General features: G+C 46.5%; 16 protein-coding genes. 10 read left to right on the forward strand and 6 right to left on the reverse strand.

Annotated elements, in window-relative coordinates; all coding sequences use genetic code 11:
- The first annotated feature begins 306 nt into the window (after positions 1-306).
- From AC2204_RS12090 to AC2204_RS12115, 6 genes are read left to right on the forward strand one after another with little or no spacing between them, the layout of a single operon-like run.
- Entirely contained in the window at positions 307-705 is a 399-nt protein-coding gene (locus AC2204_RS12090; protein WP_318925779.1) for a DUF2170 family protein, read from the forward strand.
- Complete coding sequence (locus tag AC2204_RS12095; RefSeq protein ID WP_318925780.1) at positions 705-1391, forward strand: PspA/IM30 family protein; 687 nt, start codon at positions 705-707, stop codon at positions 1389-1391. The genes AC2204_RS12090 and AC2204_RS12095 overlap by 1 nt, the downstream gene beginning before the upstream one ends.
- Before the next feature lie 26 nt (positions 1392-1417).
- Positions 1418-2440 (forward strand): potassium channel family protein, encoded by a 1023-nt coding sequence (locus AC2204_RS12100; protein WP_318925782.1) that lies wholly within the window; start codon positions 1418-1420, stop codon positions 2438-2440.
- 52 nt (positions 2441-2492) lie between these two features.
- On the forward strand, positions 2493-3128 hold the full coding sequence (locus tag AC2204_RS12105; RefSeq protein WP_318925784.1) for a YjfK family protein: 636 nt from the start codon (positions 2493-2495) through the stop codon (positions 3126-3128).
- 34 nt (positions 3129-3162) lie between these two features.
- Positions 3163-3579 (forward strand): DUF350 domain-containing protein, encoded by a 417-nt coding sequence (locus AC2204_RS12110; RefSeq protein WP_318925785.1) that lies wholly within the window; start codon positions 3163-3165, stop codon positions 3577-3579.
- Positions 3580-3590: 11 nt separating this feature from the next.
- Positions 3591-4208, forward strand: coding sequence for a DUF1190 family protein (locus AC2204_RS12115; RefSeq protein ID WP_318925786.1), 618 nt, complete (start codon positions 3591-3593; stop codon positions 4206-4208).
- Positions 4209-4346: 138 nt separating this feature from the next.
- On the opposite strand, the gene AC2204_RS12120 is transcribed toward AC2204_RS12115, so the two are convergent.
- From AC2204_RS12120 to yhfZ, 6 genes are all read right to left on the reverse strand, one after another.
- Complete coding sequence (locus AC2204_RS12120) at positions 4347-5120, reverse strand: TIGR01458 family HAD-type hydrolase (RefSeq protein ID WP_318925788.1); 774 nt, start codon at positions 5118-5120, stop codon at positions 4347-4349.
- Between the two features lie 204 nt (positions 5121-5324).
- Positions 5325-5882 carry an NnrU family protein gene (locus tag AC2204_RS12125; protein ID WP_318925789.1) on the reverse strand — a complete coding sequence of 186 codons (558 nt, stop codon included), beginning with the start codon at positions 5880-5882 and terminating at the stop codon, positions 5325-5327.
- Between the two features lie 158 nt (positions 5883-6040).
- Positions 6041-7342: a YhfT family protein gene (locus AC2204_RS12130; RefSeq protein ID WP_318925790.1), complete on the reverse strand. Its 1302-nt coding sequence runs from the start codon at positions 7340-7342 to the stop codon at positions 6041-6043.
- A 9-nt stretch (positions 7343-7351) separates the two neighbouring features.
- Entirely contained in the window at positions 7352-7711 is a 360-nt protein-coding gene (locus tag AC2204_RS12135) for a DUF2620 domain-containing protein (RefSeq protein ID WP_318925791.1), read from the reverse strand.
- A gap of 16 nt (positions 7712-7727) precedes the next feature.
- The gene (locus tag AC2204_RS12140) at positions 7728-8603 is read right to left on the reverse strand and encodes a phosphotriesterase family protein (protein WP_318925792.1); all 876 of its coding nucleotides are present in this window, start codon (positions 8601-8603) and stop codon (positions 7728-7730) included.
- A 32-nt stretch (positions 8604-8635) separates the two neighbouring features.
- Positions 8636-9532 carry a GntR family transcriptional regulator YhfZ gene (yhfZ, locus tag AC2204_RS12145; RefSeq protein WP_318925793.1) on the reverse strand — a complete coding sequence of 299 codons (897 nt, stop codon included), beginning with the start codon at positions 9530-9532 and terminating at the stop codon, positions 8636-8638.
- 528 nt (positions 9533-10060) lie between these two features.
- On the opposite strand from yhfZ, the gene AC2204_RS12150 reads away from it, so the two are divergent.
- The 4 genes from AC2204_RS12150 to AC2204_RS12165 are packed head-to-tail and all read left to right on the forward strand — an operon-like array spanning position 10061 to position 12966.
- The gene (locus tag AC2204_RS12150; protein ID WP_318925794.1) at positions 10061-10378 is read left to right on the forward strand and encodes a PTS sugar transporter subunit IIB; all 318 of its coding nucleotides are present in this window, start codon (positions 10061-10063) and stop codon (positions 10376-10378) included.
- Positions 10379-10392: 14 nt separating this feature from the next.
- A complete protein-coding gene (locus AC2204_RS12155; protein WP_318925795.1) occupies positions 10393-11724 on the forward strand; it encodes a PTS sugar transporter subunit IIC in 1332 nt (443 codons plus the stop codon).
- Positions 11725-11726: 2 nt separating this feature from the next.
- Entirely contained in the window at positions 11727-12065 is a 339-nt protein-coding gene (locus tag AC2204_RS12160) for a PTS lactose/cellobiose transporter subunit IIA (protein WP_318925796.1), read from the forward strand.
- A gap of 10 nt (positions 12066-12075) precedes the next feature.
- Positions 12076-12966: a DUF7916 family protein gene (locus AC2204_RS12165; protein ID WP_318925798.1), complete on the forward strand. Its 891-nt coding sequence runs from the start codon at positions 12076-12078 to the stop codon at positions 12964-12966.
- Positions 12967-13046: the final 80 nt, after the last annotated feature.

Raw genomic sequence — 13046 nt, forward strand, 5'->3', positions numbered from 1 at the left:
TGGCTTTTTTGATCCTGCAGCTCTCCCCCCCTCCCCTCAACGCCATAACCAGAAGAAATCAACCATCATTAATAGAATCGTTACAAAAACAATGACAAGCGTGCGTTTCGTCACTTTAATAATGTATAAGCAATCTCATAATATTTACTGTATAACTCCAGTAACTCTGAAAAATCAGAGTCGCTCAGTTGACGTCTGGGTGAAAATTGGCTGATATGCCTCTGGAAGCAAATGAATTTTGTCGTATTCCTGCTGTCATATGGAAGTAAATCAAATACTCACTTAATGAGAAAGAAGGTAATATAAATGACATGGAAATTATCAGATCTTCTCCCTGTTCTGACCGAACATGAAGGTTGGCAAGTAGAAGCAAGTGAACAGGCCCTCGTTATCCGCAACGAAGATAATATTGAGGCGTTTCTGGCAGTGTCTGGTGAGCAGATCCTAGTTGAAGTACTGCTTTTCCCTCAGCAACAAGTTAAAGACATTACTGAGCTCAACAACGACATATTACGTACTCATAAGATGTTCCCGCTCTCAACAATTGGTATCAATGAGATTCAGGGACACAGTTACTATGTTGCTTTTGGTTCATTGTCTTCTCAATCCAAAGCTGAAAGTGTCGTCATTGAAGTGGCAACATTATTCCGTAACGTTGAAGCCTTTATCGAACTATACCAAGACCACCTCGCGGAGATTGTATAATGAGCGTCTGGAAAAAATTATTTACCGCCATTAAAGGTGGGGCCAATGAAGCGGCCGAAAACATTGCTGATGGTCAGGCGCTGCGTATTCTTGATCAGGAAATCCGTGATGCCAAACAAGAACTTCGCCGCTCTGATGAAGCATTAGTCAGCATTGTCGCTAAGCGTAAAATGTCACAGCAGAAAGTGGATGCCTTCACCAACGGCATTAATGAGTATGAAGGCCATGCACGTGGCGCCATGGACAATGGTCAGCAAGATCTTGCTCTGGAATGTGCCCAGAAAGTTGCGAACCTGCGCACCGAACAACAGGCTGAGCAAATATACTTAGATCAGTTTGTAAAATCAGAACAAAGTATGCGTACCAATATTGCGCAAGCGAAAGACAAACTACGCCAGCTGGAGCAACAGGTTGACGTTGTTAAGGCTAATGAAGCGGTACAGAGAGCGCAATCAGCGGTATCGGCTACCAACGTCGGCGCCAATGCAAAAATGCACACCGCCGTTGAGTCGCTAGAGCGCATAAAACAGCGTCAGACCGAGAAATCAGCGCAACTTGAAGCTGCAGCTGAAATGGCTGAAGAGCAATCTGGTAGTAGCCTGGATAAGAAACTTGCCGAAGCAGGTATCACCTCGGGTGGAAAATCCTCTGCAGAAGACGAATTAGCCCGTATCTTAGGCAAATAGCAGAATTCGAAAAAATGGAGGTATACATGTCGTTATGGTTGCTAATTCGTCGGTGGGCTCTGCTTCAATTTCGCCAGCTGAATGGACGCAACCTGTTGCTATCGCTGCTTGGATATATAGCGATAAGCTGGGTATTACTGACCATTGCGAGTGAGCATGTACTCACTCGCACTTTTACCGATTTCATTTATTATCTGTTCGTCACAGCATCAACTGTCGGCTACGGAGACATGTCACCGACGACGACAGCAGGTAAGTGGGTCGCCGCCTTATTTGTGATACCGGGCGGATTGGGGCTTTTCGCCATTTGCGTCGGCCGTATCGCTTCCGTATTCATTAACTACTGGAAAAGCGGTCTATTGGGAAAACGGAGTCTTAAAGTGAACAACCATATCCTGGTGTTAGGCTGGAATGAACAGCGCACCCTGCATCTGATCAAGATGTTACAACACGAAGAGAAAGATCAACGCCCTATCGTGCTGTGTGTTCGTCCTGAAATTGAAAACCCCCTGCCGGGAGAAGTCGAATTTGTCCGGGTCACCAGTTTTACCGATAACGATGGCATGGCAAGAGCCAGCGTCGCCAGTGCCAGCTGCATCATTATCGACAACACGGAAGACGATATAACGCTGTCAGCCGCTTTGTATTGCGCCAACAAAAATCCAGATGCACATCTGCTCGCCTATTTCAATGACGATACGCTAAGTCAGCTGTTAAAACAGCATTGCCCGAATGCAGAATGTATTCCATCCGTCGCCGTCGAAATGCTGGCTAAAGCCGCAATCGATCCCGGTTCCAGTGGGCTACACCATGAACTGCTCAGTACCCATCGGGGGATGACTCAATATTCTGTTACCTACCCAGAGCACTGCTCTGCCACCAGCATCGATGCATTGTTCTCCCGTTTCAAGCAACAATATGAAGCTACGCTGATTGCAATTGATACCGGCGCAGGGATCGAACTCAATCCGATACTTAACAGTGAAGTTCCCCCCGGTGCTAAGCTTTTTTATATTGCGGACGAGCGCATTAAGACGTTTACGTGGTAGACATACGCAGTTCTAATCCTTAATTCTCATCGATATCTGATCAGGAATCACAATGTTTGATTGGCTTAAGAAGAAAACAACACCTGAAAAACCCATTCAACAGGCGCCTGAAATACTGGGTTTGAGGCTTGGTGGGGCATTTGAATTAGATGATCTTAAACTACGTCTGATCGAACCCGACCTTGTTATTGAAGGGGCTTCGCGCACTCAGCTCATTAAGGCCGTTGGCGAAGTTCAGCTTGATGAGCAAACTCGCCTGCTCCGCTATTACACCGATGACGATGGTTTTATTCAGGTACTGACTCATGGCCAGACTGAAGCCGATGTCAGCGAAGTAAAACTTTATTATTTCTACGACACGAAGCCAATTGATACCGAATCTGAGTGGAAGCACTTACTTCACAATCAGATTGTGCAGCCCACCTGGGAGCTGGAAGGCCATACTTTTGAAAAAGTCTGGGATAACAGCCGTCCGGTCGCGATGACAGAAAAAACCTGGTTGGAAAATGGTTCTATTAGCGAAACCGATCAATTCGTCATGATTTACGAACGAGAGATCGGGAACGATATCTTCGAATGCCTGCTCGTCGCCGGCGAAGAAAAAATCATTCATAACCGTCCCGAACGCAGTCTGGCTACCAGTACTGGCATCAACCTTGCACCGACAGATTTTAAGCTGATTGGCTAGTTTGTAATACTTTATTAATTAATTAGGAACTCACATGGATGTTTTAGCGAACTCTCTAGCAGGCCTTGGTGCCTTTTTGCTGTATTTCTCACTGTCTCTGGTTTTCTTATTGCTGTTTAAATTCGTCTACGTGCGCTTTACCCCCCACGACGAATGGAAACTGGTGAAAGACGAGAAAAATATCTCCGCAGCCATCGCCCTGTCTGGATCCATCATTGGCTACTCTCTGGCTGTTGCTAGCGCCGCCAGTAACTCAGTCAACTTAATCGACTTTGCCGTTTGGGGTGTCGTGGCACTTATTGCTCAACTTATCGCTTTCATCATCATTCGCTTTGGTTTTATGCCAAAGATTGTAGAGCGCATTGAAGCCGGGGAAGTCCCCGCGGGTATCGTGATGGCAGCCACTTCTGTTTCAGTTGGCCTGCTAAATGCCGCTTGTATGACCTACTAGGAGCCACCGCGATGAAACGAAGTAAGCAGGTTGTACTGGCAAGCATGCGTAAAAATTGGCGTACGTTCTCTGTTACGCCGATCACCGTTGCGTTTGCAGGTGCTGTTCTCTCAGGATGCAGTGACAATAGTAGTGAAGCTTCTATTTATCAGGGCTTAGATGACTGTATTGATGATAACCCAAATTACAGCAGTGAATGTCAAGCCGCCTACCAGAATGCATTACAAGAAGCAGAGCGCACGGCACCGAAATACTCGACGCAGAATGATTGTATCGCCGAATTCGGGGCTAATGCCTGTGTAGAATCGCGCAACAATAACTGGTTTATGCCGGCGATGGCTGGCTTTATGTTTGGTCGGATGCTGGACAATAACCGGGGTTACTATTCCCAGCCTATGTTCCGCTCTAATTATCCGGGTAGTATTTTCTATGACCGCTGGACGACAGCTGACGGTTACGATTACGGTAAAAGCAGCTATAAGAAAACCAAGGTTCGGGTATCTAAAGATCAAATGAAGCCCAAGCCAACGGTAAACCGTACTATTTCTCGGGGGGGATTTGGGTCAACCGTGTCGGCAAAATCGAGCTGGAGCAAATCGTCCAGCGGCAGTAAAAGCTGGGGGGGATAATTTTCAGCGTTACAACTCACGAGATATAAAGCCAGCATTGAAGCTGGCTTTATGCTTTCAAGATTACCGCAATTGTATTGCACCCTAGTGCTTACTCACCCATATTTGAAAAGGCCTTTCATTCCTCTCAGCTCACTTCTACTGACTTATATCGTCTGAGTTGTTAAGGGCTATATCGACTGCCTCCATTACAGAGTCAACACATAGAAATTGTCTGGCAAGCAAGTTTTCATCGCCCTGCTGGTACTTGCCTGTTTTCACCAGGCAAGCTTGTAGCCCGGCATTCAGAGCGCCTTCAACGTCACCGAAAATATCATCACCCACCATCAATATTTCGTCAGCAGCAGCCGTTGTCGTCGCCACTATCTGGTTAAAAAATTCAGCGGACGGCTTACCGACAATAAGTGCTTCGGTGGTGGCAGCGTATTCAATGGCGTGGATAAAAGGGCCGGCATCCAGATGCAGCTGACCACCGAGCTTGAAATACCGGTTACGGCCAATGCCGATCAGCGTTGCGCCGTTTTGGCAGAGCTGAAACGCATGATCCAGTGTCTCATAGCAAAAACCATCTTCAGCATCGCCAATAACCACCGCATTCGGACGGCTTTGCTCAAGATCGGCAAATTCAGACCGGATATTTTTGTGGATCAGACAGTAGGGACGCCAGTTGCGTTGCTGTAGCAGTGCCTTGACGGCGGCGGGAGCGGTGTAGATCTGTCGCAGATCGATGTCAAATCCCAGGGCAATGAGATCGTCATAGATCTGGATGCAGGTCTTACGGGAGGTGTTGGTGACAAAACGGACCTCAAGATCACTGGCTTGGGCGCGCTTTATTGCTTCTACGGCACCGGGTACTGCTTGGGTGCCAACATACAATACCCCGCTGAGATCAAAAAACAGTGCTTTGTACATCCTGATTCCCCCATCGTTTTTGTTGAGTATAGAGTGTGGGGAGATGGAATGGCGCTCGGCAGCCACAAGTTCGTAATCTTCTCAGTCTCCTTTTGGGAGTCTCTCGTTTCAACACTAGGGAAAGAACTGTGTCGTTATTACAGCATAACAGCGAACAACACAATCGACAGGCCGCTATCTTGCGGCCTCTTGAGTATTTGACGATCAGCCGATAACAGCAACACCAAACAGGGTCTGATGACCACGAAGCACCAGGCCAAAGAGGATCAACCCGACCACCACTGCGATGACGTCAAACCACGCCTTTGGTTTGCCCTTTGGCACCAGACTACTTCTCGGCTTAGCCAGAAAGATATCAATCAGGGCATAGATAAAGAAACCGCTAAATAGCAGGGTGGAAGCCAGATCACCATTGGCCAGAAAATGAACGAAGGCCCAAATGCAGGTGGCGATTAACATCGGGTGTTTTAGCTTAGCGCGTATATGGGTATCTAAATAGGCAGCAGTTAATAAAATAAAAACAACAGGCATCAGAGCGTGGGCAAGCGGCCGGGAAAAAGACAGCGGCACCCACAGCTGATCTTTGGGAGCCAGAGCAAAGCCATGAAAGATCAGCAGTAAAGCAATCACCGAAATAGCGGAAAATAACGCCAAGTAGGGCATTCTTCCCAACCGGTCAATCAGTAGCTGCCTAGGACCTGTCATCGTGGGCAAAAGATGGATGGCGATAAACAGAAGCAGTCCCAGTAATAAAAATGCCATTATTCTTTCCTTATAAATTATATTGTTAAATATTCATCCACCGTTCTCCCAACTGAACTAAGGGGAGTCGTATGGTGCTTCTGAGTGGGAATACACAGCTTCCTGTCCATATAATATTGTTTGTAGATCAATGAATGTATTAATGCTAATTATTCTTGTTAAATCGCAAACAATCCCAGTACATACAGTATATTCAGGATGAAACCTGTCAGGATGGCCGCAGCGACCGGAGCTGCGATTTTGAGTACAGGCCGGCCCATCGCCTCATTGAAATAATAAAGGATAGCGAAGATGGTGAATCCGGTTGTGGAGCCCATTTTCATTACTGCCAGTACGCCGCCAATCAATAATGCAAACTCCATTAAAGTATTCATTGAGTTACGGATGTTGTCTGAGGAATTGCGGATGGACGGAAACTGCTCGAGGAAGCCGCTGATCTTCCGCAACAGCAGGACTTCAACACAAATAATAACGCCACCCAATGCCGCTGCAACGGGGACACTCGGAGCAAGGTAGCCGGCAACAAACACAAAAGACATTCCGACCACACCGTAAATCCCTGTCGTAAGCGCCGTGGTCGCGATCAGCGGGAGAAATGCGAGACCACGCATAAACTCCGACAGTGCTACCCGCTCCATCGCGGCGTCATAAGCAATAGGATCTGTCTGTTTGTACACTTCGCCCAGTGAGTAAATGGATACTTCCGAGCCGGCAAAAATACCGGCGTTCGCCACTGCAGCAATCAGAGCACCGGCAACGGCAAGGAGAGGCAGGTTTTTGACGATTGCCCTTTTACGCTCGTCAAACAGGCTGTGCATACCTGACATATCGGGCGGTGAAATACCCTTTTTCCTATCAGTCAGATCTTTGCGGATAGCACTCGCCACTAACATGACCATACCAATCAAGATCTGGATCGGTTCAGGGTATATCGCGGTGAATTTGATGACCAGTAGGCGGGAAATGATAACAACAGCGGCTGCCGCCACCCCGGCTCGCCAGCCAAACTGATAGAAAATCGCGAGCAACGGGAACAGAGCAAACGCCGACATCACCGGCGTACCCAGCTCGGCCAAGGCACCCAAGACATCAATCGGCAACCCGGCCAATACGCTATTGACTACCGTGAGCGATGTGACCACCAAGATCCCCCACAAGCCACCAGCCACTCCGGCAAGTACCCGGTTACCGATCATCACGCCCAGAACATCTGTCGGTAAAAAGAGTAACCAAGGGTTAAGTAAGCCGGTCGAAAGGGTGAATGTAATTCCCACCGACACAACAAAACCAATAGACAAGCCAAATGCGGTAGAGCCCGCATCACGCCTTGTCATATTACCATCCGCAACTTGAGGTAGCATGGGGCGGATCCCGTCGTGGAATACTGCTGCACTCATGTTGGCGATAACGGCAGTCATGGCACAGAGCAGTGCGACTAAACCTATGTGCATAACATCCATGTTATGTCCTTACTTCTTGGAGAGGATAGAAATGAGCATGGGAATCGCGTGTTCAATATGCTCAATGGAAAGTCCGAAAGCCACCTTGCCCTCATCGACAAAGCGCTCGATTTCGTCTTGTTTAGCCTGAATAGATGGCTTGGCTATGGTGCAGCTCTGCGGGTAACCAATGATAGCGATTGCCATCGACAATGCTGCACCTGCTCCTGTGTTACAGCAACCGATGTAATAATCCAGCAGGCCCGATTTCACCTGCATGGCTGCATCCATGTCGTTCAGGATATGACAATTAAAAACACCGGGTGCGACAGCATCAATTTGCTCTTTTATCTGTTCACGCTGCAGACCCGCAATACCGATTCGTTTCATATCCTAACCTCTTGATTTAGCCAAATAGCTTACTTGGATTGTGTTTTAGCATGGTGTCTATCCCTTGCTGACTAATGCCACGCTCGCGTAGCGTGGGAACAAATTCATCCATCAGATAGCAAAAGCCAAGGCCGCCATTTTCTTTCAAGTGAGAACGACGAGTGATGTCCATGGAAAGCATGACCCGCTCTAAATAACCGCGCTCAGACAACACTTCCAGCATGTCTAACCGTTTGGTATCTGGGTAATAGCTGTTTTTTCCGATCGTGTCGAACTGCACGTAACAGCCCTGATCGATGAGCCAGACAATGTCATCAAGGTTGTCTTTCAGATCGCAGTGACCAATCGTCACGTTATTCATGTTGACGCCATATTGCTTTAGCCACATTACCTGCTGGCGGCCCATTGAACTCATCGACTGGTGAGTGGAAATTGGGCAGCCGGTTTTCAGGTGGGCATAGGCGGCGGCTTCAAAGACTTTTTTCTCTATATCGGTAAACGTGTTCTCACTGCTGCCGATTTCACCGATCAAGCTGGCTTTCATGCCGCTTCCGGCAATACCGTTTTCGATTTCATCCACCATCTCGCGGCCGATCTCCCGTGCCGACTTGGTGTATAGCTCGGGAGGGAAAAAGCCTTCAATGTAATAGCCGGTAGAGAGCAAGATATTCATTCCGGTATCATTTGCTAAATCTTCAATAAAACGAGGGTTACGCCCCATAAAGCGATTAGTCACTTCAACGATATTAAATACACCGCGTGACTTGAGTTGCAACAGCTCTTTTTTGATCAGATCGTACTGATCCAGCCTGCAGTCGCTATCGCCTTTTTGCGGTGATAAATCAATATGCAAATGTTCGTGAACATAGGTGTAACCGCTGTCGTCAATCATGTTGATCTCTCTTTACACCACTGTATATTTCGCTAATAGCTCGGCGTTATCTCGCCTGCCACGACTTTTTTCTGGTGAGTGATCAGCGCATCCCTGTCAATTAGGTTTCTCAAGAGTGTTTTAATGTACACAGCCTCATTTCGGACCAGTAGTACCGCCTCAGAGGCCATTTCACACTCGGGGAGATGGCTAAGTGACTTTTCTTCCAGACCGAACTTATCCATGTCTATGGCTTCCGTCAGCCAAATTACTGCATCTATATCCCTACTGGCCAAATGGGCCAAACTATCACCGTAATTAATTTCAATAATTTCAATATCTTGGTCTGGGAAAGCCTGCTTGGTCAGGATCTGCTGATCTGGAGAATCCGGATCAACACCAATACGACGGATGGCACCATATTCACCCTTACGGTAAATCATCCGGTGATCATTCGAATAGGAGTTCTTTCCCAAATTAACGGCAACCGTCAAACCGTCGCTGTAATTCTGCGCTGCAAGCTTCGACATAATCGCGATATCATGCACGCCGGAACTTAACAATTTTGCTCTGACCCCGGCACCTCGCATGTGAGCGAAGTACAACGGTAAACGGCCCATCTGGACTTTTAATCCACTGGCCAGTCCCTCGTAATGCTTGGTGTAAGGCAGCGGCATGGCACATACAACGTTACCCAGCCCTGCCAGACGAACTATCTCTTCGCTGTCTAAGCGAGAAATATAAGTACCATTACGACCTTGTCTCGAAAGCGCTATCACACCATCAGCTTCAATTTTTTTCAGCGCTTTTTGAACTAAGCCAACCGACAGCCCGAACTCTTCTGCTAACGAATCAATAGTACGTAAACGAGCACCTTCTTTTAGAGACATCAGATATCGGGCGATATTAATGACTGCGGTACCTTCTTTTTTTATATATATTTTAGGCATGCCTAAACCTTCATCTTTCTGAAAGTTTTAATAATACGCCTATCGCAGATTGAATCCATTAGCGCCGAACACAAATGAGACACCTATCAATAAGATAGCATCATGTAGCTTGCGAATAAAAAAGTAGTCATACCAGCTTACTTATCAATTTACCACGAAGAAGTGATAACCATTTCATTTAATGAGACCGATACTTTAATGGCGGATGTAACTGATAATCCACATATTAAAGTTACCGTGTACTGAAAAATATCTCTCCTTCATTTAAGGCAGCTTAGCTTGTGACTGCGCTAATACCAAAAGCATTGAAAAAAGGCCGCCAAAGAAAAGTGACGAACTTCATATCTCTTCATCTCTGCTTGCACCAGGCGCATTGATAATTCTAATTGCGTCGCAAATAAATGTCTTTTTTGTCATCAAAAAAATGAATATTTAAAAGATGTGAGTTTGCACAATATATTTCATCCAAATGAATACTATTATCGGGATCTAAATTTTCGGGGTGAAATAAGTTTAAAGGGTAAAAATATGAAGATTTTTCTATGCTGTGCTGCTGGGATGTCAACCAGCATGCTTGTAAAAAAAATGCGTGAATCTGCTGATAAACAGAACATTGATTGCTCTATTAATGCTTATTCAGTGTCTGAATTTGAAGCATCACTGGCAGAAAACGATGTTTGTTTGGTAGCACCGCAAGTTAAGTTCCAATTTGAAGAATTCAAGAAACGCGCTGAAGAAAACGGTAAAGCTTGTGGCCTTATCGACATGATGACCTACGGCATGATGAAAGGTGATGTAGTTCTTGACCAAGCAGTTAATCTTTATAAATCTATGAATAACAAGTGATTAGGAGTTAATTCATGTCTGTACTAAATGGAATTATGGGCTTCGTTGAAAATGTCGTCGCACCTGTTGCGGCGAAAGTTTCAACCCAGCGGCATATTAATGCAATAAAAGATGGTTTCGTGGCAACAATGCCGTTTTTGATTGTGGGTTCTTTGCTTTTGGTATTAGCTTTCCCGCCGCCGGGAGATAACTTTTTCCTCAATGGCTGGCACTCCCTTATGGAGATGATTGGTCGAGATAATATACTGACACCGTTCCAAGTCAGTATGGGTATATTTGCTCTATATGCCGCATTTGGTATCGGCTTTAGTTTGGCAGAATCGTATGGGCTGCGCGCGCAAAACTCTGGTTTACTCTCATTATTCACCTTCCTTTTGGCGGCAGCTCCCCTGCAATCCGTTGAGGGTGTGGGTGGCGTGATACCAGCGGCTTACCTAGGTGGTACTGGTGCATTCACCGCAATCATGGCTGGTTTGTTTGTGCCCGAGCTACAGCGCTTCTTGCGTGATAAAAAGATCAGTCTTAAGCTTCCTGAAGCGGTGCCTGAAAAAATCGCCGCATCATTTGACCTGCTAATTCCAATCGTCATTCTCTCAGTGTTGATCCCAAGTCTTAATGCAGTGCTTGGTAGTTACGACCTGACGATTCCATCTGCGGTTATGGAGTTATTCAAACCATTAGTCTCAGCATCAGACTCGTTCTTGGCATGTCTACTTGCCGTTGTTATGATTCAGCTACTTTGGTTCGCCGGTATTCACGGTTCAGCCGTTGTGGTTAGTGGTATCTTGGGTCCAATCTTACTGGTCAACCTTGGTATGAACCAAGATGCGCTTGCCGCTGGTCTTGAGATACCGAAGATTTTCGTTAACCCGTTACTTGATTTCTTTGTCTTTGTTGGTGGTGCCGGTGGTACTTGGGGCCTCGTTGTACTAATGATGCGCTCAAAGGCGACACACCTGAACGTAATCGGAAAGATGTCAATCATTCCTGGCAGCTTCAATATCAACGAGCCGGTTATTTTTGGTACGCCTATTGTAATGAACCCGAACTATTTCATCCCTTGGATGCTTTCGCCAATGATTAATACCTGTATTGTGTGGCTGGCCTTTAAGACTGAGATTGTATCTAAAATTGTTGCACTTCCACCATGGACTATGCCTGCGCCTATCGGTGCGGTTATCGCGACAAACTCCGGTACAGCGGCGATTTTGGTTGGGGTTTGTGTACTTGTGAGCATGGTTGTTTTCTATCCGTTCTTCAAAGTGCATGAAAAGCAATTGCTTCTCGAAGAGAAGGCAAATGCTGAAGAAGAACAACAACCAACAGCTGAACCAGTAAAGGCTTAATCATGACTTTCGAAATTAATACTCAAGAAGATATTACTGAAGAGTTTCTGATGACATTACTTTGCAAAGCAGGTGAAGCACGTTCAGCTGTGATGCAAGCGATGGGAGAGGCCCGAGGCGGTAACTTTGAGCGTTCTGAGGCGATGCTGGTCGCAGCGGAAGAAGCGCTTACCGAAGTACATAAGACGCAAACAGGCTTAATTGGTTTCGATGAAGGTGAAGGTAAGGTCACAATGACTCTTATCCTTACTCACATTCAAGACCACATTATGACTGCAATGCTATGCCGCGATATGGCGAATGAGATCATTGCTATTCACCGTCGGCTAGAAAACGTATAAGGCAACTGAAATGAAAAAGCGTATTTTTGATTTAACGAGTCATGATGTAAACAGCATGACTCGCACCGAAATTGTTGAGTGTATCAAGCTCTCTGAAGGTCGCACCATGATGGTTGAGAACGTTGTATCTGTGGCTCCCCCCCTAGATCTCGTCTCAGGTGCTGAAATTGCGGCCGCATTCGGTGCTGATATGATCACCCTTAACTGCCTGGATATCTTTCACCCTCGAGCAGAAGTGTCCGGGGCCGGTAGCCATGGCGTTAAGGACCATTTCACTATTGAAGAATTACGTGATTTAACCGGCCGCCTAATCGGGTGTAACCTAGAGCCGGTACCGGCCGGGTTTACCGATATTGCGGTCGGCCGTTCAGTGACTCGTGAAACGGTAGAGCAAGCTGTTGAGTTAGGCATGAACTACATTATGTTAACGGGTAACCCGGGAATGAATGTGTCACAAGAAACCATTCTAGATGCAATTCGCTTATGTCGCGAAGTGTCGCAGAACATCGTCATCATCGCAGGCAAAATGCACGGTGGTGGAGTTGGTAACGACTATAACTTAGACATTGTTAGCGATTTTGCTGAGGCTGGTGCTGACATCATGATGTTCCCTGCGCCTTATACAACACCTAGTGTTTCACCTGAAATAGCCCATCAGATGATGGATGCTGTTCACAATGCTGGAATGCTTGGTCTATTAGCAATTGGTACATCTCAAGAAGGTGCATCAGAAAGCTATATAGAACAAGTCGCGATGGCATCGAAAGGAGCGGGAGCTGACATTATTCATATCGGTGATGGTGGATATGGTGGTATCGCTGTGCCAGAAAATATCATCCGTATGGGCATGACAATTCGCGGCCGGCGCCATCAATTCAAACGCATGGCCAACCGGCGATAACGCTGGATAAATAACTCAAACTAACTATTAAGGAGGTCTGTTTAACAGGCCTCCTTTTTTATGTACTCGTTGCTCATCAA

This window comes from Photobacterium sp. (genome assembly GCF_057456235.1).